General features: G+C 73.5%; 18 protein-coding genes and 1 pseudogene. 15 read left to right on the top strand and 4 right to left on the bottom strand.

Annotated features, from left to right (window positions below):
* The first annotated feature begins 41 nt into the window (after window positions 1–41).
* Window positions 42–1,190, top strand: a complete 1,149-nt coding sequence (locus SL103_RS12905) for a glycosyltransferase (RefSeq protein WP_079145714.1) — start codon at window positions 42–44, stop codon at window positions 1,188–1,190.
* Window positions 1,191–1,211: 21 nt separating this feature from the next.
* Here the strand turns inward: SL103_RS12905 and SL103_RS12900 are convergent, their stop codons facing one another.
* On the bottom strand, window positions 1,212–2,570 hold the full coding sequence (locus tag SL103_RS12900) for a TerD family protein (RefSeq protein ID WP_069568988.1): 1,359 nt from the start codon (window positions 2,568–2,570) through the stop codon (window positions 1,212–1,214).
* Between the two features lie 243 nt (window positions 2,571–2,813).
* Here SL103_RS12900 and SL103_RS12895 point away from each other — a divergent pair, with 243 nt between their 5' ends.
* From SL103_RS12895 to SL103_RS12870, 6 genes are all read left to right on the top strand, one after another.
* Window positions 2,814–3,269, top strand: a complete 456-nt coding sequence (locus SL103_RS12895) for a DUF6643 family protein (RefSeq protein ID WP_069568987.1) — start codon at window positions 2,814–2,816, stop codon at window positions 3,267–3,269.
* 46 nt (window positions 3,270–3,315) lie between these two features.
* Entirely contained in the window at window positions 3,316–4,140 is an 825-nt protein-coding gene (locus SL103_RS12890) for an MOSC domain-containing protein (RefSeq protein WP_069568986.1), read from the top strand.
* A gap of 88 nt (window positions 4,141–4,228) precedes the next feature.
* The gene (locus tag SL103_RS12885; RefSeq protein WP_069568985.1) at window positions 4,229–5,128 is read left to right on the top strand and encodes an MEDS domain-containing protein; all 900 of its coding nucleotides are present in this window, start codon (window positions 4,229–4,231) and stop codon (window positions 5,126–5,128) included.
* Complete coding sequence (locus SL103_RS12880) at window positions 5,128–5,574, top strand: ATP-binding protein (protein ID WP_069573656.1); 447 nt, start codon at window positions 5,128–5,130, stop codon at window positions 5,572–5,574. The genes SL103_RS12885 and SL103_RS12880 overlap by 1 nt, the downstream gene beginning before the upstream one ends.
* Before the next feature lie 131 nt (window positions 5,575–5,705).
* Window positions 5,706–6,308, top strand: coding sequence for an Rv1733c family protein (locus SL103_RS12875; protein WP_069568984.1), 603 nt, complete (start codon window positions 5,706–5,708; stop codon window positions 6,306–6,308).
* Window positions 6,309–6,486: 178 nt separating this feature from the next.
* Complete coding sequence (locus tag SL103_RS12870; RefSeq protein WP_069568983.1) at window positions 6,487–8,922, top strand: right-handed parallel beta-helix repeat-containing protein; 2,436 nt, start codon at window positions 6,487–6,489, stop codon at window positions 8,920–8,922.
* On the opposite strand, the gene SL103_RS12865 is transcribed toward SL103_RS12870, so the two are convergent.
* Window positions 8,892–11,177 carry a hypothetical protein gene (locus SL103_RS12865; protein WP_244304164.1) on the bottom strand — a complete coding sequence of 762 codons (2,286 nt, stop codon included), beginning with the start codon at window positions 11,175–11,177 and terminating at the stop codon, window positions 8,892–8,894. The genes SL103_RS12870 and SL103_RS12865 overlap by 31 nt on opposite strands.
* A gap of 865 nt (window positions 11,178–12,042) precedes the next feature.
* Between SL103_RS12865 and SL103_RS12860 the strand changes: the two genes are divergently transcribed.
* Together SL103_RS12860 and SL103_RS12855 are read left to right on the top strand one after the other, a co-directional pair.
* Window positions 12,043–12,888 (top strand): DeoR/GlpR family DNA-binding transcription regulator, encoded by an 846-nt coding sequence (locus tag SL103_RS12860; protein ID WP_033271636.1) that lies wholly within the window; start codon window positions 12,043–12,045, stop codon window positions 12,886–12,888.
* Window positions 12,889–13,020: 132 nt separating this feature from the next.
* Window positions 13,021–13,494 carry an SRPBCC family protein gene (locus tag SL103_RS12855; RefSeq protein WP_069568981.1) on the top strand — a complete coding sequence of 158 codons (474 nt, stop codon included), beginning with the start codon at window positions 13,021–13,023 and terminating at the stop codon, window positions 13,492–13,494.
* A 57-nt stretch (window positions 13,495–13,551) separates the two neighbouring features.
* Here SL103_RS12855 and SL103_RS12850 read toward each other — a convergent pair whose 3' ends face one another.
* Entirely contained in the window at window positions 13,552–14,649 is a 1,098-nt protein-coding gene (locus SL103_RS12850) for a PLP-dependent cysteine synthase family protein (protein ID WP_069573654.1), read from the bottom strand.
* Window positions 14,650–14,953: 304 nt separating this feature from the next.
* Between SL103_RS12850 and SL103_RS12845 the strand changes: the two genes are divergently transcribed.
* Together SL103_RS12845 and SL103_RS12840 are read left to right on the top strand one after the other, a co-directional pair.
* Window positions 14,954–15,241: a hypothetical protein gene (locus tag SL103_RS12845; RefSeq protein ID WP_033271638.1), complete on the top strand. Its 288-nt coding sequence runs from the start codon at window positions 14,954–14,956 to the stop codon at window positions 15,239–15,241.
* 174 nt (window positions 15,242–15,415) lie between these two features.
* Entirely contained in the window at window positions 15,416–15,925 is a 510-nt protein-coding gene (locus tag SL103_RS12840; RefSeq protein ID WP_069568980.1) for an ATP-binding protein, read from the top strand.
* A gap of 126 nt (window positions 15,926–16,051) precedes the next feature.
* Here SL103_RS12840 and SL103_RS12835 read toward each other — a convergent pair whose 3' ends face one another.
* Complete coding sequence (locus SL103_RS12835) at window positions 16,052–16,360, bottom strand: SHOCT domain-containing protein (protein WP_069568979.1); 309 nt, start codon at window positions 16,358–16,360, stop codon at window positions 16,052–16,054.
* Between the two features lie 256 nt (window positions 16,361–16,616).
* Here SL103_RS12835 and SL103_RS12830 point away from each other — a divergent pair, with 256 nt between their 5' ends.
* From SL103_RS12830 to SL103_RS12815, 4 genes and pseudogenes are all read left to right on the top strand, one after another.
* Window positions 16,617–17,225, top strand: a complete 609-nt coding sequence (locus SL103_RS12830; RefSeq protein ID WP_069573652.1) for a TetR/AcrR family transcriptional regulator — start codon at window positions 16,617–16,619, stop codon at window positions 17,223–17,225.
* Between the two features lie 96 nt (window positions 17,226–17,321).
* The gene (locus SL103_RS12825; RefSeq protein ID WP_069568978.1) at window positions 17,322–17,723 is read left to right on the top strand and encodes a (R)-mandelonitrile lyase; all 402 of its coding nucleotides are present in this window, start codon (window positions 17,322–17,324) and stop codon (window positions 17,721–17,723) included.
* A gap of 73 nt (window positions 17,724–17,796) precedes the next feature.
* Window positions 17,797–18,380 (top strand): annotated as a pseudogene (locus tag SL103_RS12820) (DUF4865 family protein).
* Window positions 18,377–19,342 (top strand): phosphotriesterase family protein, encoded by a 966-nt coding sequence (locus SL103_RS12815; RefSeq protein ID WP_069568977.1) that lies wholly within the window; start codon window positions 18,377–18,379, stop codon window positions 19,340–19,342. The pseudogene SL103_RS12820 and the gene SL103_RS12815 overlap by 4 nt, the downstream one beginning before the upstream one ends.
* Window positions 19,343–19,345 lie beyond the last annotated feature (3 nt).

The following is a 19,345-nucleotide window of genomic DNA, read 5'->3' as shown; positions in this document are numbered from 1 at the left end:
CCGGCGGCGCGGGGTGCGGCAGACTGCCGCCCGTGGGAGCGATGGAGTGGATCGGTGCCGGGTCGCTGCTGACCTGGGTGTGGCTGCTGGCGGGGCAGGGCCTCTTCTGGCGGACCGATGTACGGCTGCCGGACCGCCGGGATCCGGAGCGCTGGCCGTCGGTCGCGGTGGTGGTCCCGGCGCGCGACGAGGCCGAGGTGCTGCCGGCGAGCCTGCCCTCGCTGCTCGGGCAGAAGTACCCGGGCCGGGCCGAGGTGTTCCTGGTCGACGACGGCAGCACGGACGGCACCGGCGCGCTGGCCCGCACCCTGGCGGCCGCACGGGGCGGGCTGCCGCTGACGGTGTCCGCACCCGGTGAGCCGGAGCCGGGGTGGACGGGGAAGCTGTGGGCCGTACGGCACGGGATCGCGCTGGCGCGGGAGCGCACGGCGCCGGAGTACCTGCTGCTGACCGACGCGGACATCGCACACGAGCCGGACGGTCTGCGGGAGTTGGTGGCGGCGGCCCGCTCGGCGGAGCTGGACCTGGTCTCGCAGATGGCGCGGCTGCGGGTGGCGACCCGCTGGGAGCGGCTGATCGTACCGGCGTTCGTGTACTTCTTCGCGCAGCTGTATCCGTTCCGCCGGGTCAACCGCCCAGGGTCGCGGACCGCGGCGGCGGCCGGCGGCTGCGTGCTGCTGCGGACGGAGGCGGCGGAGCGGGCGGGCATCCCGGAGGCGATCCGGCACGCGGTGATCGACGACGTGACGCTGGCGCGGGCGGTCAAGCGCAGCGGGGGCCGCATCTGGCTGGGGCTGGCGGACCGGGTGGACAGTGTGCGGCCCTATCCGCGGCTGGCCGAGCTGTGGCGGATGGTCTCGCGCAGCGCGTACGCCCAGCTGCGGCACCAGCCGCTGCTGCTGCTCGGCACGGTGCTGGGACTGGGGCTGGTGTATCTCGCGCCGCCCGCCCTGGCGGTGGCCGGGGCGGCCGGCGGCGAGGCGGCGGTCGCGGCGCTCGGCACGGCGGCCTGGGCGGTGATGTGCGGGACGTATCTGCCGATGCTGCGCTACTACCGGCAGCCGCCGTGGGCGGCGCCGCTGCTGCCGTTCACCGCGCTGCTGTACCTCGTGATGACCGTGGACTCGGCGGTGCAGCACTACCGGGGGCGCGGCGCGGCCTGGAAGGGCCGGACGTACGGAGCGCCCTGAGCCGGGCCCCCGGAGGCGGCGTCACTTCCTGGCCGGCGACCAGTCCAGCCCCCAGCCGTAGGCGTGGTCGACCGTGCGCTGCGGGCTGACGCCGGGCTCGGGAACGAGATAGCGGGCCTCGCGCCGGACGACGAGTTCGCCGCCGGTGTTCGTGATCAGGGCCAGGGCGCAGACGTTGGAGGGCACCGTGCAGGCGTCGAGCGAGAAGTCGACGGGGGCGCCGTGCTGTGGCCGGAGGGTGACCGTGGCGCTCAGGCCCTCGAAGCTGCGGGCGCCCGCGTAGACCGTGACGAAGATCAGGATGCGCTTGATGCGTGCCTGGTGGTCGAGGTTGACGGTGAGGTTCTCGCCGGCCGCGACGGCGCCGGTGCGGTCGTCGCCGTCGAGCTGGATGTACGGCGGGGCGTGCAGCGCGCCGAAGTTGTTGCCGAGCGGATGGACCACGCCGGCGGAGCCGTCGGTGAGTTCGTACAGCGCGCACAGATCGAGGTCCAGCTCGCCGGACGGGGGCAGCAGCGCGCCGCGGGCGCCCATGGCCTGCATGGCCTTGCGGCCGAGTTTCTTGGTCAGCCGCTTGCCGGCGCCGGCGCCGGACCAGTTGAGGTTCACCCGCATCGCGCCGGAGGTGCCGCCCTGCTTCGTCAACGAAACGGCGGGGGCGTCCTTCGTGAGGGTGACTTTTGTCAGACGAACGGGAGCGGGCGCGGGGGCCGGGGCGGGCTGCCCGGGAGGGGGCGGAATTGACGCCGCCGGTTGACCCGTCGGCAACGGGGGCGCGGGCGGCGCGGCGGGAGGAGTCGTCGGGGGCGTGACGGGCGCGGGGACCGGGGCGGACGCCGGAGGCGGCGGCGCGGCGGGCTCCTCGACGCTGATGCCGAAGTCCGTGGCCAGGCCCGCGAGCCCGGTGTCGTACCCCTGGCCCACCGCGCGGAACTTCCAGGCGCCCTGGCGGCGGTAGAGCTCACCGAGCACGAACGCGCTCTCGGTGGTGGCGTCGTGGCTGTCGAAACGGGCCAGCTCGGCGCCGCTCGCCTCGTCCAGCACCCGGATGCTCAGGCCGGGGACGCTGCCGAAGGTGCCGCCGTCGGCGGAGGCGGCGAGCACCACCTTGTCGACGGCGGGCTCCACGGAGGCCAGGGCCACGGTGACGGTGTCGGTCAGCGCTCCGCCGGCCGGCCGCTTGCCCTCGTGCCGTACGGCTCCGGAGGCGTGCACCGGCTGGTTGTAGAAGACGAAGTCCGCGTCGTCGCGGACCCTGCCGGACACCAGGAGCAGTGCCGAGGCGTCCACGTCCGGCGTCCCCGGGGCGGGTTGCCAGCCCAGCTCCACCCGGACCGCCGGGGCCGGAACCGGGACATTGCCGCCCTTGAGCATCGACATCGCCGCGCCTTCCTCTCCTCGGTGCCCCGTCGGTGGTGACTCCTCCAACCTACTCGGCGCCGACCACTCCGAACGGCCCCTGTTCACCCGGGAGAAGCCAGCTCTTTACAGGATTCCTACGGGCGATCGCGACCGATTTTCCCGAGTTCGCTCGCATTGGGGATCCATGACCTCTCCGAACACGTAAAACAACCCTCTTTCCAGACTCCCCAATCGACACATCGTGGGCTTAACTTATGAGGCATGACCTCCCCCCGCTCTACCTACGGCGGCGGCTACTACGCTTCGCCTTCCTTCCCGGACACCCCGATCTACGACAGCCTCGTCGCCGAACGCGGCACGCCGCAGATCGCCCCGATCCGGGTGAACCCCTCCCCTTACGACACCGGGTCGTCGTACTTGCCCGCACTGCCCTCCGCGCTGCCGGCCCTGCCGGCCGCCCCGTCCCACCCCTCGCCCGGGCAGGGCTACCCGGGTGCCGCCGCGCAGCCGGTCGCCCCGCTGCAGCAGGCGCCGGCGCCCTACATCCCGCAGCAGGCAGGTGCCCGCGGCGGCTATCAGCCCCCGCAGCAGCCCCAGCCCCAGCGCCCGGCCGGCGGTACGGGGTACGAGGCGATGCGGCCCGCCGCACCGGTCGCCCCGCGGCCCGCCGCGCCGTACGACGATCCGTACGGCCGCCAGTACCCGCGGGGGTACTGACCGGGCGGTCGGTCAACTGTCCGAGGCTGCTGGCAGGATGGAACGCATGCCCAAGCCTGCTCTCGTGTCGATCCATCTCTACCCGGTCAAATCCATTGCGGGGTCCGGTCCCGGCGAGGCGGTCGTGGAGCCGTGGGGGCTCGCCGGGGACCGACGGTGGCTGCTGGTGGACGCCGAGCACAGGCAGATCACCCAACGTCCGCAGCCGACGTTGGCCTTGGCGCGCGCCGAGGGGCTGCCGGGTGGTGGCCTCCGGCTCACCGCGCCCGGGATGGCGCCGCTGACGGTCGAGGTGCCCGGGTCCGTGGAAACCGTCCCGGTCGAGGTCTGGAAGGACCAGGTCGAGGCGGTGCCCGCCGGCGAGGCCGCGGCCGAGTGGTTCAGCAGATATCTGGGCGTCGAGTGCCGGCTGGTGCATCTCGACGCCCCGGAGAAGCGCCGCCCCATCGCGCCGGAGTACTGCGAGCCCGGTGAGACGGTCAGCTTCGCCGACGGCTTCCCGCTGCTGCTGACGACCACCTCGTCGCTGGACGCCCTCAACTCCCTCATCGCGCAGGGCGACCACGCCGACGAGGGGCCCCTGCCGATGAGCCGTTTCCGGCCCAATGTGGTGGTGGACGGCACGGCTCCGTGGGCCGAGGACGAGTGGCGCCGAATCCGCATCGGCGAGGTGGTCTTCCAGGTGGCCAAGCCCAGCGCACGCTGTGTCGTCACCACCACCGACCAGCACACGGCCGAGCGGGGCAAGGAGCCGCTGCGGACGCTGGCCCGTCATCGGCGCTTCGGCGACCGGCTGGTCTTCGGCCAGAATCTGATTCCCCGTGGGGTCGGCACGATCCGTGTCGGCGACCCTTTCGAGATACTCGACTGACGGGTCTGCGCGGCCGTTCACGGTGGTCTCGCCGCGGTCGCCCGCGGCGGGCCGCCGGAGGGTGCGGGCGACGGGAGACAGGGGCTGCGTGTCGACGCCTTCGAGGGACAACGGAAGCAGTGGCCACCTCGTTCCCGTCCAGCACCTGCGGCCCGGGGACCACGCCTTCGTGAGTTACGGCGATGACGAGGTGCGCTGGGAGGCCGTCACGGCGTTCGTACGACTCGGGCTGGCCCGCGGCGAGAAGGTGCTGGTGCTGCCCTCGCCCTGGGTGCCGGCGGAAGAGGTCCTGGCCCGGATCGACTTCCCCAGCCGCAGCACGGCCGCCGCCCGCGAGCGCGGTCAGCTCGTGGTGAGCAGCATGCGCGAAGTGATCGCACCCGAACCGGAGTTCACCGCCGCGCGCCAGATGGGGCGGCTGCACCGGGAAACCGACCGGGCGACGGCCGAGGGGTACGCCGGTCTGCGGGCGTTCATCGACATGGGCTGGGTCGCCGCGCTCGGCGCGGAGGTCGAGGTGATGATGCGCCGGGAGAGCGGGGCGCACGCGCTCTTCACCGGCCGGCCGTACACGGAAATCTGCGCGTACGACCGCCGCCGGTTCGACCGCGGGGTGCTCGACGCCATGGAACGGGCGCATCCGCGCACCCTGCTGGAGCGGCTGGGAAGCCTGCGCACGGTGCGTGAACCCGACGGCGCGCTGCACTTCATCGGCGAGGCGGACACCGCCCGGCAGGCGGAGTTCAGCAGAGCGCTGCGGATCGCACTGGCCCACACGGCACCGGACCGCAGGCTGACGGTGGATCTGACCCGGCTGCACTTCCTGTCGGTGGGCTGTGCCGTCAGCCTGCTCGTACTGGCCCACGGCGCCGCCGGTCACGATCTGATCGAGGTGCGCTGCGACCGCGGCCAGCGCCGGCTGCTGCGGCGGCTGGGCGGCGGGACGGTGCCGCCGCTGGCGCTGACGGAGGGGGTGACCCCGTGGTGATGCCCGGCCCGGCGAGCCCGGCCGGAGTGCCCGCCGAGGAGCCCGACCGGCCGCTGCTCCGGCGGCGCTTCACCGCCCGGCTGCTGCCCCAGCTGCGGCTGCTGGTCGAGGAGTGCGCCGCCCGCGAGGGTCTGCGCGAACCGCGGCGGGGCGAATTCGTGCTGGCGGTGGACGAGGTCGCGGGGAACGCCGTGGAGCACGCCGGCGGCGCGGGGCGGCTGGAGCTGCGCCGGGTGGGCGACGAGTTGGAGTGCCGGATCAGCGACAGCGGCCCCGGGTTCAGCGAGGCGGTGATCCCCGAGCTGCTGCCGGGCCTGGACGGTGCCCCGAAGGGCCGCGGGCTGTGGCTGGCGCGCCTGGTGGCGGACCGGTTCGCGGTCTCCGCGACGGCTCCGGAGGCCGGCGCCACGGGCGCGGTGGTGACGCTGGCGGTACGGCTGCCCTGACCGCGGCGCCGGATCCCGCTCCGTTCGGCCGGAAGACGCCTTCCGTTGTGGGTGATGTTGCTCTCTCTTCGCAGAACTCTCGCATGGAGCACCCCGGATGAGGTATTCACGGAGCACGAGAGGGGGCGACGATGGGAGCCGTACGAGGCGTATGGCGCTGGCGGCGCAATCCGCTGCGGCGCCGGACCGATCTGGTCGAGTCCTGGGTGGCGCTCGCCGCCGTCCTCCTGCTCGTCCTCGGAGCACCCGTTGCGGGCTGGTTCAGCGGCCGGGCGGCGCACGGCGCGCTGCTGCAGACCGTGGCGCTCCAGCACCGGCAGCGGCACCTGGTGTGGGTCACGGTCGACCGGCTGGTCTCCCGGGCCCCGCTCGACCCCGATCCGGAGACCTCGTCGCAGCGTGACGCGCACCGCCGGGTCCTCGCCCGCTGGACGGCCGTGAACGGCACCGCGCACCTCGGGCAGATCTCGGCCCCGCGCCCCGTCGAACCGGGCGAGCAGTTCCGCATCTGGACCGACGGCCAGGGGCGGGTGATGCCGCGGCCGATGGACGTCAGCACGGCCGGTACCCACGCGGTGCTGGCGGGCCTGGGTACCACGGCCGCCGTCGGCGGGCTGATCGAGGGCGGCCGGCGGCTGTTCGTGGGGCAGTTGATGGCGCGCCGCTACCGCCGTTGGGGCCTGGAGTGGGAGCGGGCGGGCCAGGACTGGGGCCGGGCCGACGCGGGGAGTTGACCGCCTGGACGGTCCGCGGCTGACCAGGCGCTGACCGTGTCAACCACGGCCCGCCGGGCGCGCTACGGTGGGGGCGCCAGCCTCTCGGCTGGGGCCTTGCGCACCCGAATGCGGACATCCGCGGACGGATGGTTGCCGGGCCGACATCAGCCGCACGAGGTGGGGGCACGACAGCGCCATGGCACAGGGCTCGGTCCAGGTGACGCACTCCGGAACGTCCCGTTGGCGGCGCCGGACAGGGGAGTACAGCTCGCTCGCCGCCGCCCTGGAGGCCGCCGGGGACGGCGATGTGCTGACCGTCCCTGCCGGCACGTACCGGGAGAACCTGGTGCTGCAGCGCGCGGTGACGCTGCGCGGCCCCGACGGGTCGCGCGGCTCGGTGCGGATCGCCCCGGCCGACGGGGTGGCGCTGACGATACGGGCCTCGGCGACCGTCCACGATCTGCATCTGGAGGCGACGGATTCGGCGTCGCCGGCGCTGCTGGTGGAGGACGGCGCGCCGGAGCTGTCCGGCCTGCGGGTGGTGACCCGGTCCGCGTCCGGCATCGAGGTGCGCGGCGGGGCCCGTCCGACGGTGCGGCGCTGCACCGTCGACAACGCGGGCGGGGTCGGCATCAGCGTCCTGGACGGAGCCGGCGGCCTCTTCGAGGAGTGCGAGGTGGTGGCGGCCGGGCAGGCCGGGGTGGCGGTCCGCGGCGCGGCCCACCCGCGGCTGGAGAACTGCCGGATCCACCACGCCTCGGGCGCCGGCCTGTCGATCAACGGCGAGGGCAGCGCCGTCGAGGCGGTGGGCTGCGAGCTGTACGAGATCAAGGGCGCGGGGATCCAGGTGGCCGCGCGGGCCACCGGCCACCTCACGGACTGCACGGTGCACCGCACCTCCGCCGACGGCGTCACCCTGGACACCGACGCGGTGCTCACGCTCGCCGACTGCGACATCCACGACATCCCGGAGAACGCGATCGATCTGCGGTCGCGTTCGGTGCTGACGCTGACCCGCAGCACGGTGCGGCACTTCGGGCGCAACGGCCTGTCGGTGTGGGACCCGGGAACCCGGGTGGACGCCAACCAGTGCGAGATCCACGACAGTACGGGCGACTACCCGGCGGTGTGGGTGAGCGACGGCGCGACCGCCGTACTGGACTCGACCCGGGTGCACGACGTACCGGACGCCCTGTTCGTCCTGGACCGCGGCTCCCGTGCCGACGTGGTCGACTGCGACCTCGCACAGGTCCGCAACACCGCGGTGTCGGTCAGCGACGGGGCGACCGTCCAGCTGGACGACTGCCGGATCCGGGAGGCGGCGACCGGCGCGTGGTTCCGCGACCACGGCAGCGGTGGCACGCTCGCCAACTGCACCATCGACGGGGCGCAGACCGGCGTGATCGTCACGAAGGGCGCGGACCCCACCATCGAGGGCTGCACCGTCAGTTCACCGGCCGAGGCCGGCTTCTACGTGTCGGCCGAGGGCCGCGGCACCTTCCAGAGCTGCCGGGTGACCGGCAGCTCCGGTTTCGGCTTCCATGTGATCGACGGCTGCCGTACGACGCTGACGCGGTGCCGTACGGAGCGGTGCGCACGCGGCGGCTACGAGTTCGCCGAGGGCGGCACCGGGCAGGGCGACGGGCCGACGGTCACGGACTGCACCAGCGACGAGAGCCGCGCGCTGCCCGCGCCGGGGTCCGGAGCCACCGCGCCAGCCGTTCAGCAGGCGACACAGACCACCGGGCTGCTGGGCAACGTACCGGCGCAGAGCCCGCCCGCGGCCGCCGGCACCGCCCCCGCCGAGCCGGTCGTCAGCAGCCGGCCCTCCGAGGTGGTGCTCGGCGAACTGGACACCCTCGTCGGGCTGGAGAGCGTCAAGCGTGAGGTGCGCAGCCTGATCAACATGATCGAGGTGGGCCGCCGGCGACAGGAGGCGGGACTGAAGGCGGCGTCCGTGCGACGCCACCTGGTCTTCACCGGCTCCCCCGGCACCGGCAAGACGACGGTCGCCCGCCTCTACGGCGAAATCCTGGCGTCCCTCGGGGTGTTGGAGCGCGGGCACCTGGTCGAGGTGTCCCGGGTGGATCTGGTGGGTGAGCACATCGGGTCGACGGCGATCCGCACCCAGGAGGCGTTCGAACGGGCGCGCGGCGGGGTGCTCTTCATCGACGAGGCGTACGCCCTCTCCCCCGAGGACTCCGGCCGGGACTTCGGCAAGGAGGCTATCGACACCCTCGTGAAGCTGATGGAGGACCACCGGGAGGCGGTGGTGGTGATCGTCGCCGGCTACACCGTCGAGATGGAGCGCTTCCTCGCCGTCAACCCCGGTGTGGCGTCCCGTTTCTCACGCACCATCACCTTCGGCGACTACGCCCCGGAGGAGCTGCTGCGGATCGTCGAGCAGCAGGGCGAGGAGCACGAGTACCGCCTCGGCGAGGGGGCCGGTGAGGCGCTGCTGAAGTACTTCACCGCGCTCCCCAAGGGCCCCTCCTTCGGCAACGGCCGCACCGCGCGGCAGACGTTCGAGGCGATGGTCGAGCGGCACGCGGGCCGGGTGGCGCAGCTGACCGACCCGAGCACCGACGACCTCACCCTCCTCTACGCGGACGACCTGCCCGAACTCCCCTGACCGGGACGGTCGGCGGACGCCACGTCGGCGGGGCCGGGCTGGGGCGGCACGCCCGGGGCGAGCCGGGCGATCAGTTCGGCGCGGACCGCGTCGAAGACCGGGTCGGCCTGGTAGTCGCCGTGCCCCAGGATCTGGGCGGGCAGCGGATTGCGCAGGGTCCGGCCGAAGGCGAGCGGGTCGCGTAGCGGCCCCTCGTCGATCCGGCGGCCGTCCTCGCAGGTCAGCCGGATCGGTCCGCCGATGGGGTCGGTGAAGCGCCACAGGTTGCGCCAGTCGTCCATCTCACGGTGCAGCCCGGTCAGCGCGGGCGGCCCGAAGAAGGCGGGGAACCAGCGGCCGTAGAGGCGCTCCAGGGGGCTGCCGTACGTCAGCAGCGCCACCCGGCTGCGGGTGACCAGATCGAGCTGCCAGACGGCGGCGGCCGCCAGCACGCTGCCCTGGGAGTGCCCGGAGAGCACCAGACGGCCGTCGAACCGCTCGGTCCAGGTGGCCATCCGCCAGGTGAGGTCGGGCACCGCACGCTCGGCGTAGCAGGGCGGCGCGAAGGGGTGCGCGGCGCGCGGCCAGAACGTGCCGACGTCCCACAGGATGCCGATGGTCCGCCGGGCGGAGTGGTCACGGTAGGCGCGCCGGCCCATGGCGATCAGCAGTATGACCCCGGCGCTCATCAGCCAGGAGCCGAGGGACTCCGCGGTCTCGGCGGCGGCGTGCACGACGGGCGCGGCGCCGGCGGTGGCCCGCCCGGGCGCCCGGTCGGTGAGCCAGGCGCCGGCCACCGCGCCGGCCCCCAGGACGAGGGTGACCGCGGCGATGGCCGCGACCAGGACCGGCGACGCGTCGGTGAGTCCGGCGCGGGCGATGGTGCCGGCGATCCGCTTCGTACGGCGCGCATCGGGGTGCTCCCGCGGGTCGTAGAGCCCGGGGACGTCCTTCTCGACCCGGCGGCGGACGATCACCACACGGATCGCGGCGAGCAGCACGACCACGGCGACCACCAGCAACAGGGCCGGGATCACGGAGGCTTGCCAGGACAGCAGCACGGGCGGGCCGGGAATGGGGGCGTGCGCCTGGCCCGGGGTCGCCCCGCCGTCCATCCAGTCGGCGAAGCGCTGCGCCACTCCCCCGGACAGCACCCCGCCCACCGCGCACGCCAGCAGGGCGACCGCGGGTCCGCCCATACCGCGCAGCGCCGTACGGGGGTCGTTGCGGGCGGCGCGCTGCAGGACGCACGCGGTCACCGCCAGCGCGAGGACCAGCACGCCCTGGAAGACCGCGATCCCGCCGAACGCGGCCGCGCCGGGCAGCGGGCCGTGGCTGCGGGCACCGGGGCGCGCCCAGCCGCTGTGCACCGCGATCAGCGCGAGCACGCCGACGGCGGCGTACGGCAGCGCCCGCACCACCGGACGGTCGGTCTGGTCGTCCGGTGCGGCCTCACTGCGCGCGGTCCGCCAGACGATCACGAGCGTGGCGGCGGCGAGCAGGATGACCAGGGCGGCCAGCGCCCGTCCGGTGACCGCGAGGACGGTGTCGCCGCCGGTGTGCCCGTCGGCCTTGGCGCCGGCGGCGAGCAGCACCGCGGCGATCGTCAGGACGCCCGCCGTGGTGTGCGCGGCCCGCAGCCGGGCGACCAGCCTGCGGCCGTACCAGAAGCCCTCCAGGCTGAGCGCGGTCCGCTCCTCGTGCGGGGTGAAGCGCGAACTGCCGGGCTCGCGGGGCGGCGGGGAGGCGGACTCGTACGCGCTCCAGGTGCGGTGCGAGAGCCACGACAGGAATCCGATGACGAGCAGCGGCACCAGGGAGGCGAGGGCGAGGCGCCGGCCGGGGGTGCTCCACCAGCCGGCGTTGCCGGGGTCGAGCCAGCCCAACCACGACTTGCCGGCGACGCAGACGGTGGTGCCGGCGCACTGCCAGGCCGTGAGGTCGAGGGCGACCTCACAGGCCGCGGCGGCGAGCAGCACGGTGAGGGTGAGCGCGAGGAGGCGCACCAGCAGGTCGTAGATCCGCTGGGCCGGGTGGTCGGCCGGGGCGGCGGGCCGCATCCAGTGCGCGAGGTTGGCGACCATGAAGGGCAACAGGATCAGCCACAGCGCACGGGCCCCGTTGCCCGAGGTCAGATTGGACCAGCAGTACGCCTCACGCACCGGCTCGCCCTGATGGTCCGCGGGCCGCTCCTCCGCGTCCGCGTCGTCCGTGCGGCGGTAACAGGCGGCGGTGTCGTCCCCCGTGATCAGCTGGACGCGCGGATCGCCGAGCATCTCCTGCGCGGTGGTGCCGCCGACGCCGTGCACCAGTAACTCCAGGGAGAGCTGGGGCGGTTGGGGTGACCGGGCTGGTTGGGGTGATTGGGGAGTCTGGGTCGGGAGGACTGCTGAGGGGGCGTCGTGGGTGCCGTGTGTTCCGCGCGTGCTGTGTGTGCTGTGTGTGTCCTGTTCGGCTTGCGCCGTTGACTGGACGAGGGGTGTCGCTGGTGGTGGTGTGTCCTGTTCGGCTGCCCGGGCGGCGGGCGGCGTGGGTTCCGCGTTGTCCACTGGTTTGTCCCCCGTTGTTGTTGTCCGTGTGGCGCGGCGCGGCGGTTCGGTCGGGTGCGGCGGTCCGGTCGCGGTGCCGTGGTTCGGTTCGGTGCCGTGGTCCGGTCGCGGTGCCGTGGTTCGGTCCGGAGCCGTGGTTCGGTTCGGAGCCGTGGTTCGGTTCGGTGCCGTGCCTGGGGAATTCTCTCGCGCCGGTGGGGACGCATCCACCCGTTCGGGGTGGTGGGTCGGGAGGGGGACGGGAGACGGGGGACGGGGGACGAAGCCTGGCGGGTACGCGTCATCCGATGTCATCCGCGCACACCCCCCACCCCCGAACCCACCCCCGCCCCCTCCCCCGAAGGGGGAGAGGGGGAGGGGGCGGGGGGAAGCCGGGAAAGCCGCGGACTCCACGGTCTGACGGGCGCCGCACCTTCAGGGACCGTGGCTCGCCGGGCTGGGCGCTCCCGCCACCAGGCATGCTTCGCACTGTTCGTGGCCGGAGCGGCGTCGCTGTCGGTACCTCGTGCGAGGATGAGGGAACCAGTGATCGCGGGCGGCAGCCAGCGCGTACGACCCGACATGGCGAGCCGGGCGGAAGGGACGGGCCGGGGTGAGCGACAACCAGAACCTGCTTGCGGAGCAGCGGCGTGCCCTGATTCTCGACGAGGTCAGGCGGCGCGGCGGGGTGCGGGTCAACGAACTCACCCGCAAGCTGAGCGTGTCGGACATGACGGTCCGTCGCGATCTGGACGCCCTGGCGCGTCAGGGCATGGTCGAGAAGGTGCACGGCGGCGCGGTGCCGGTCAGCGAGCCGAGCACGCACGAGCCCGGCTTCGAGGCGAAGTCGTCGCTGGAGCTGAGCGCCAAGGAGGACATCGCCAAGGCGGCGGCCGAAATGGCCGCTCCGGGCAGCGCCATCGCGCTGGCGGGCGGCACGACCGCGTTCGCGCTGGCACAGCAGCTGCTGGAGGTCCCGGACCTGACGGTGGTGACGAATTCGGTCCGGGTGGCCGATGTGTTCTACACCGCGCAGCGAGCGGCGGCCAGTGGTGGCACGGCGCCGCGTGCCGGTGCCGCGACGGTGGTGCTGACGGGCGGGGTGCGCACGCCCTCGGACACGCTCGTGGGGCCGGTGGCGGACGCCGCGATCCGGTCGCTGCACTTCGATGTGCTCTTCCTCGGGGTGCACGGGATATCGGTGGAGGCGGGACTGTCGACGCCGAATCTGGCGGAGGCCGAGACCAACCGGCACTTCGTACGGTCCGCGCGGCGCGTGGTGGTGGTCGCCGATCACACCAAGTGGGGCACGGTCGGGCTGAGTTCGTTCGCGACCCTCGATCAGGTCGATGTGCTGGTGACGGACGCGGGCCTGTCCGCCGGTGCGCGGGCGGAGTTCGCGGAACTGCCGCCGGAGCTGGTGGTGGCGGGCGAGCAGCCGGTGGACACCGAGCTCTGAGCGAGCGGTGGCCCCGGCGGCCAGGGGCGGACACGAGCGAGGGGCAGACACCTGACAGGGCGTCAGCTATGGTGAGGCGCGCCGGGGACCTGACCCCCGGCCCGTCGACCGTCCCGTAGGGGGTGCTCGTCCATGGCGCGCCGACTCCGCCCCGTCGAGCTGGAATTCGTCGAGTCCGCCCCGCTGCGGCTGGTGTTCGCCGCGGAGGTGGCCGCGTCACCGAAAGCGGTGTACGCGGCACTGGCGGACGATGTGGCGGGCTGGCCGTCCTGGTTCACGGGCGTGGCGCGCGCGGCGTCGACGCACGGCGGGCAGGGCCGGGAGGTGCGGCTCACCGGCGGCACCCGGTTCACCGAGACGGTGCTGGCCGCCGAGCCGGACGCGCGGTACGCCTACCGGGTCGACACCACCAACGCCCCTGGATTGCGGGCTCTGTTGGAGGACTGGCGGCTGACGCCGGCCAGCGGTGGCACCCGGCTGCGGTGGACGTTCGCGGCGGACGGCCCGGCGGCGTTCCGCTGGGCGCTGATGCTCGCCAGGCCGGGCCTGGGACGCGCCTTCCGGGAGTCGGCGCGGACGCTGGAACACCGGCTCGGCAGGACCTGACACGGGCGACCGGATGACCGGATGGCCAAGTGACCGGGCCGCGTGCCACCAGCACGCTCAGGCCGGCCAGGACCCGGTGGCCAGGAACTCCTCGATGGTGCGCGCGTACGGCGCGATGTCCAGGCCCTGGGAGGCCAGCCAGTCGTCGGAGTAGTACTTGTCGAGGTAGCGGTCGCCGGGGTCGCAGAGGAGCGTGACGACGGACCCCGTGCGGCCCGCGGCGACCATCTCCGCGACGATCTTCAGGGCGCTCCACAGGCCCGTGCCCGTCGACCCGCCCGCCTTGCGGCCGATCGCCGCCTCCAGGGCGCGTACGGCGGCGACGCTGGCCGCGTCCGGGACCTTCATCATCCGGTCGATCGCGCCGGGTACGAAGCTCGGCTCCATCCGGGGCCGCCCGATGCCCTCGATGCGGGAGGCGGTGGCACAGTCCGTCATGGCGTCGCCGGTGCGCCAGCCGTCGAAGAAGCAGGAGTTCTCCGGGTCGGGGACGCAGATCAGGGTGTCGTACTGCATGTAGTGGACGTAGCGGGCGATGGTCGCGGAGGTGCCGCCGGTGCCCGCGGTCGCCACGATCCAGGCCGGCTCGGGGTAGCGCTCCAGTCGCAGCTGCTCGTAGATCGACTCGGCGATGTTGTTGTTGCCGCGCCAGTCGGTGGCCCGTTCGGCGTAGGTGAACTGGTCCATGTAGTGCCCACCGGACTCGGCGGCGAGCCGCGCGGAGACCTCGTAGACGGTCCGTGGGTCCTGCACGAGATGACAGCGGCCGCCGTGGAACTCGATCAGCCGGGTCTTCTCGCGGCTGGTGGTGGCCGGCATCACGGCGATGAACGGCACGCCGATGAGCGAGGCGAAGTACGCCTCGGAGACGGCGGTGGAGCCACTGGAGGACTCGATGACCGGCTTGCCCGGTCTGATCCAGCCGTTGCACAGCCCGTAGAGGAACAGCGAGCGGGCCAGCCGGTGCTTGAGGCTGCCGGTGGGGTGCGTCGACTCGTCCTTGAGGTAGAGGTCGATGCCCCAGTGCTCGGGCAGCGGGAAGCGCAGGAGGTGGGTGTCGGCGGTGCGGTTGGCGTCCGCCTGGACCTTGCGTACGGCTTCTTTGAGCCAGCTTCGGTAGTCCGGATCCGAGCGGTCGACATCGACGGTCGGCATCGGGGCCCGGCCCGGGACCTCGTCGGGCCGGCTCTGCGGCTGCTGTGCGGTGCTCACCGGCGCACTCCTCAGGAGGTTTCGAGGCCCGTTCGCAACGCCGGGCCGCTTCCGACTATAACCACCCTCCGCACCCTTCTCACCTGCATAAACATCACTTTGAGAGACCCCAAGGCGGCCCTGGGTCAGGGCCGTTGCGCGCATCCCCGCCGCTCGGGGCCACTGGTGCGGCGGGCGCTGTGGCGGCAAACTTCCCTCAAGGGGCGGTAAGGGGAACTGCTCTTCTCGTGGAGGGGAGGTGCCGGCCATGGCGGAGGCCGAATTCACCGCGACCGGCGTGCGGATCGAACGATGGCTGCGGTCGCTGACCCGCGCCGGGCAGGTGGTCATCAGGGACGGCAGACTCGCGCTGCTGACCAGCTACGGTACGGAGATCGACAGCGCCCCGTTGCAGGCCGTGGAGGCCCACAAGCCGCTGTTCGCGGCGCGGGACCGGGCGCTCGCCAGGCTCAACGGGAACCGCTATTCACTGACTCTCGGCACCCCGGAGCTCTTCTTCAAGGCCCTGGAAGCGGCACGTCCGCCACGTGGCTGAGGGCCCGCTCCGGCCGAGGAGTGCGGTTGCGTGAGCGCGGCGTCTGACTGACCCTGGTCTCGTATCACCGAGGGTTCACCAGTGGTGACGCTGTGATGCAGCGGGCACCGCTGGCTTCGATCTTCGCCCCTGCCCGGTACGAGGGGCGCCCGGCCTCATCAGGGAGTCGCGGTCGTGATCAGGCAGCCCAGCAGGCACTGCACGGTGGAGCTCCAAGCCGTTCCGGCTCGCATCGGACACGTGCGCAGAATCATCGCCGCCCAGCTGCGGTACTGGCGTCTCGACGCCTTGATAGATCCCGCCGCGCTCGGGGTGACCGAACTCCTCGCCAACGTCCACCGGCACGCCCGCCCCAGCAAGCAGTGCACAGTCGAACTGTCCGTGCTCCTCGATCAGTTGACGGTCGCCGTGCGCGACGAGGATCCGCGCCTGCCCCGGATCCGGGCCGCGGACAACTGGGAGACCTGCGGGCGCGGGCTGGCGCTGATCGCGGCGCTGAGCGAGAGCTGGGGGATGCGCCCGGAGGGCGGGGGCAAGGTCGTGTGGTTCACCCTTCCGGCCCTGACCCCGGCCCCCGAGGAGGCGCGTGCGCTCCGCACGTACTGGGAGCCGCTGCCCGTGGACGGCGACGCCCGCACGACGGCCGACGCCCGTACCCGGGCGGGCGGCGCGACGGTCGGCTGACCGGCCTCCGGGCCCCGCTTCCCCGGTGATCAACACGCCACCGGGGAAAGGGAATCCGCGCGGCGCACCGCTGCGCGTGCGGTGGCGCGCAGATGACCCGCCGGGGTTCGGCGCCGTGCGGCGCGGTCACACCGGGCCGCCCTTGGGGCCGGCGCCGCCGAAGTGCTCCTCCAGGACGGACATCCGGCGCCAGTACTCCTCCTCGTCGATCTCGCCGGCGGCGAAGCGCCGCCCGAGGACGGCGACCGGCGAGGGGACGTCGAGGCGGGCGGTGGACCGGGGGCCACGGAACGGCCGGCCGGGGCCGCCGTGGCGCCACACGGTACGGCGCAGCAGCGTCACCGCGCCGAGGACGACCAGCGCCCAGAGGACGGGTACGAACAGGATCCAGGGGCCGGGGCCGCCTCCGGACCAGGGGTCGGCGAGTGCGGGCATGGCAATCAGCTCCTCGGGGGGTCGGATCAGCTCCGTGCTGTCCCTTCCGAGCCTGGTCCACCGGCGGCCGCCAGTCGTCGTACGGCCAGCGGCTTCGTCCGTACCCCGCAAGGAGTAGGCGGGAGAACGCCACTGCTCCGGCGGGAGCGGAAGGCCGGGTCACCCGCCGGGCTCGCCGCGGGCCCGACGGCCCGGGGCTGTGCATCTCGAGCTGTGTACCTTGAACTTTGTAACTACCAGTATGTACAGTGCCATCATGAGCACTGAAGAACGGCTCGGGACCCAGGAACGGTTGGTGCGCAGCACCCAGGAGCTGCTGTGGGAGCGGGGCTACGTAGGCACCAGCCCCAAGGCGATCCTGGAGCGTGCGGGCGTCGGCCAGGGCAGCATGTACCACCACTTCTCCGGGAAGTCCGCCCTCGCCCTGGCGGCGCTCCGGCGCACCGCACAGACGATGCAGCAGACCGCCGAGGAGTGCCTGGGCGGCCCCGGCACGGCGTACGACCGCGTCGCGGCCTATCTGACGCGCGAGCGGACGGTGCTGCGCGGCTGCCCGATCGGCCGGATGACGCAGGACCGCGACGTGGTGCAGAACCCCGAACTGCGCACTCCGCTGGACCAGATGTTCGACTGGCTCCGGGGCCGGATCGCCGACGTCCTCGCCGAGGGGCAGCGGCGCGGTGAGCTGGCCGCGGCGCTGGATCCGGTGGCGACCGCGGCCACCGTCGCCGCCGTCGTCCAGGGCGGTTATGTGCTGGCCCGGGCCGCTGATGACCCGGCACCGTTCGATGCCGCCGTCCAGGGCGTACTGGCGCTGCTCGCCGCGCAGGTCACGTCCGTCGGGGCCACCGGCGACCGGGACTGAGGTCGCCCGGCGCGAAAACCGTTCGCGCCGTTCGTGTCACAGCCGAGCGGCCGCGCCTACCCAGGGGCCGGGCCGGCCACAAAGGAGTTCCTCGTCATGGAGATCACTCGCGAGCTGCCCGCCGGCCGGCCGGGGCCGGCCGAGCACTTCACCGGCACGGTCCGGCTCCACGAGATCGCCGTCCCGCCGGCCCCCTCCCGTCTGCGGATCTTCCGCGTCCACTTCGCGCCCGGCGCCCGCACCGCCTGGCACACCCATCCGCACGGCCAGGTCCTGCACGTCACCGAGGGCGCCGGTCTCGTGCAGCGCGCGGGTGGTCCGGTCGAGCCGATCCGTCCCGGGGACACCGTCTGGATCGCGCCGGGCGAGCGGCACTGGCACGGCGCCGGGCCGGACAGTTTCATGACCCACCTGGCGACCGTCGAAGCCGCCGCCGACGGCACCACGACGGAGTGGGCCGAGCCGGTCGGCCCCCACGAGTACCCGGGCGACGAGTGACCCCGGCTCCGGCGCCCGCCACGGCGTCGGCGCCGCCCCCGCCCCTCCCCCGCACCCGTTACGGAGTTCCGCCGTGCACGCCATGCAGTACGCGATCACCCTCCCCGCCGACTACGACATGGAGATCATCCGGCACCGTGTGAAGTCCCGGGGCCACCTCCTCGACGACTTCGCGGGCCTCGGCCTCAAGGCGTACGGGGTCCGCGAGCGCGGGACCGACGGCTCGCCGGTCAATGAGTACGCGCCGTTCTATCTCTGGGCCGACCCCGCGGCCATGAGCCGCTTCCTCCTCGGCGACGGATTCCGGGGCGTGATCCGCGACTTCGGGCGGCCGGCCGTGCGGCACTGGCAGGGGCTCTTCCACCGGCCCGGGCCCGCCGCCGGCCGCCCCCGGGGGCCTTCTCGCGGCGTACGGAGGCCCTCCCCGAGGGAGCGGATCCGGCCACCGTCGTCGCGGACGCGGTGGCACGCCACCAGGAACTGGCCGCCACGGAAGGCGTCTTCGCCACCTCTCTGGCCCTCGATCCCCGCCGCTGGGAGCTGGTGCACTTCACCCTCTGGGCGGACGCCGTCCCGGAGGGCGCCGGTGACCGCTATCAGGTGCTGCACCTGTCCGCGCCGGGCCTCGACCGGCTGGGGGCGGGTTCCCAGTGGTGAGCACCTCCGCCGCGGAACGGCCCACGGGGCCGGCCGTCCGTACCGTCCTCGGCGACCTCGACCCCGCGGACCTCGGTGTCTGTGACGCGCACGACCACCTCTTCCTGCGCAGCCCCCGGCTGGCGGGCCAGGAACTCGACGATGTCGCGGCGGCGGCCGCGGAACTGGCCGCGTTCCGTTCGGCGGGCGGCGCGTCCGTGATCCAGTGGACGCCGTACGGCATGGGCCGCCGGGCCGCCGAACTCCCGCGGCTGGCACGGGAGTCGGGGGTGCGGATCGTGGCCGCCACCGGGCTGCACCAGGCGGTGCACTACGCACCCGAGGTGCTGGAACGGGTCCGGGCCGATCTCGCCGGGGTGTTCGTCGGCGAGCTCACCGAGGGCATCGGCAGGACCGGCGTGCGGGCCGGAATGATCAAGGTGGCCGGGGGCTTCCACGGTCTGGACCGGCACGCCCGGTACACGATGGCGGCCGCCGCCGAGGCCCAGCACGCCACCGGGGCCGCCATCGGCGTGCATCTGGAGCTGGGCACCGGCGCACCGGCCGTACTCGACCTGCTCTGCGGCGAGTTGGGGGTCGCACCGGACCGGGTGATCCTGGGGCATCTCAACCGTTCACCGGACGGCGTGGTGCACCGGATGGCCGCCGAGGCCGGGGCGTATCTGGCCTTCGACGGCCCCTCGCAGACCCATCATGCGACCGACTGGCGGCTGCCGGACGCGCTGGCCGCGCTCACCGAAGCGGGCTTCGGCGACCGGATCCTGCTCGGCGGCGACACCACCACGGCCGGCGCCCGGTCGGTGAACGGCGGCCCCGGTATGCCGTTCCTGCTGCGTCACCACCGCGAGCGGCTGGAAATCGCCCTGGGTCCCGCCCTGGTGACACAGTTTCTGACCACCAACCCGGCTCGCGCCTTCGCCGCCGACTGGGCACGTCCGGCGCCGACGGTGCAGACGAGCTGAGGG

The organism is Streptomyces lydicus (assembly GCF_001729485.1).
Classification (GTDB): Bacteria; Actinomycetota; Actinomycetes; order Streptomycetales; family Streptomycetaceae; genus Streptomyces; species Streptomyces lydicus_D.
The sequence above is the reverse complement of the archived record's forward strand: the minus strand, read 5'-3'. Positions and strand labels throughout refer to the sequence as shown.

Excerpts from the sequence above, each read along its gene's own strand:
- SL103_RS12905 (WP_079145714.1), top strand. The coding sequence starts at position 42 with ATGGAGTGGATCGGTGCCGGGTCGCTGCTGACCTGGGTGTGGCTGCTG.
- SL103_RS12900 (WP_069568988.1), bottom strand. The coding sequence starts at position 2,570 with ATGTCGATGCTCAAGGGCGGCAATGTCCCGGTTCCGGCCCCGGCGGTC.
- SL103_RS12895 (WP_069568987.1), top strand. The coding sequence starts at position 2,814 with ATGACCTCCCCCCGCTCTACCTACGGCGGCGGCTACTACGCTTCGCCT.
- SL103_RS12890 (WP_069568986.1), top strand. The coding sequence starts at position 3,316 with ATGCCCAAGCCTGCTCTCGTGTCGATCCATCTCTACCCGGTCAAATCC.
- SL103_RS12880 (WP_069573656.1), top strand. The coding sequence starts at position 5,128 with ATGCCCGGCCCGGCGAGCCCGGCCGGAGTGCCCGCCGAGGAGCCCGAC.
- SL103_RS12875 (WP_069568984.1), top strand. The coding sequence starts at position 5,706 with ATGGGAGCCGTACGAGGCGTATGGCGCTGGCGGCGCAATCCGCTGCGG.
- SL103_RS12870 (WP_069568983.1), top strand. The coding sequence starts at position 6,487 with ATGGCACAGGGCTCGGTCCAGGTGACGCACTCCGGAACGTCCCGTTGG.
- SL103_RS12865 (WP_244304164.1), bottom strand. The coding sequence starts at position 11,177 with ATGCTCGGCGATCCGCGCGTCCAGCTGATCACGGGGGACGACACCGCC.
- SL103_RS12855 (WP_069568981.1), top strand. The coding sequence starts at position 13,021 with ATGGCGCGCCGACTCCGCCCCGTCGAGCTGGAATTCGTCGAGTCCGCC.
- SL103_RS12850 (WP_069573654.1), bottom strand. The coding sequence starts at position 14,649 with ATGCCGACCGTCGATGTCGACCGCTCGGATCCGGACTACCGAAGCTGG.
- SL103_RS12845 (WP_033271638.1), top strand. The coding sequence starts at position 14,954 with ATGGCGGAGGCCGAATTCACCGCGACCGGCGTGCGGATCGAACGATGG.
- SL103_RS12835 (WP_069568979.1), bottom strand. The coding sequence starts at position 16,360 with ATGCCCGCACTCGCCGACCCCTGGTCCGGAGGCGGCCCCGGCCCCTGG.
- SL103_RS12830 (WP_069573652.1), top strand. The coding sequence starts at position 16,617 with ATGAGCACTGAAGAACGGCTCGGGACCCAGGAACGGTTGGTGCGCAGC.
- SL103_RS12825 (WP_069568978.1), top strand. The coding sequence starts at position 17,322 with ATGGAGATCACTCGCGAGCTGCCCGCCGGCCGGCCGGGGCCGGCCGAG.